At 63.1% G+C, this 295-nt stretch carries 1 protein-coding gene; it reads left to right on the top strand.

Going from position 1 to position 295, the window contains the following annotated elements; genetic code table 11:
- Positions 1-295: cbb3-type cytochrome c oxidase subunit I (locus tag OO70_RS50945; protein WP_043688549.1), on the top strand; the 295-nt coding region annotated here is incomplete at both ends.

Genomic DNA, 295 nt, shown 5'->3' with positions numbered 1-295 from the left:
GGTCAACTTCATCACCACGATCATCTGCATGCGCGCACCGGGCATGACGATGTTCCGCATGCCGATCTTCGTGTGGAACGTGCTGCTGACCGCCGTCCTGGTCCTGCTGGCCTTCCCCGTCCTCGCCGCCGCGCTGTTCGCGCTGGAGGCGGATCGGAAATTCGGGGCACATGTCTTCGACGCCGCCAACGGCGGGGCGTTGCTGTGGCAACACCTCTTCTGGTTCTTCGGCCATCCAGAGGTGTACATCATCGCCCTGCCGTTCTTCGGCATCATCTCCGAGGTCATCCCGGTC

Origin of the sequence: Streptomyces xylophagus (assembly GCF_000716435.1) — a bacterium.
In the GTDB taxonomy this organism is placed as follows: Bacteria; Actinomycetota; Actinomycetes; order Streptomycetales; family Streptomycetaceae; genus Streptomyces; species Streptomyces xylophagus.
This window is presented reverse-complemented; position numbering and strand designations above follow the sequence as displayed.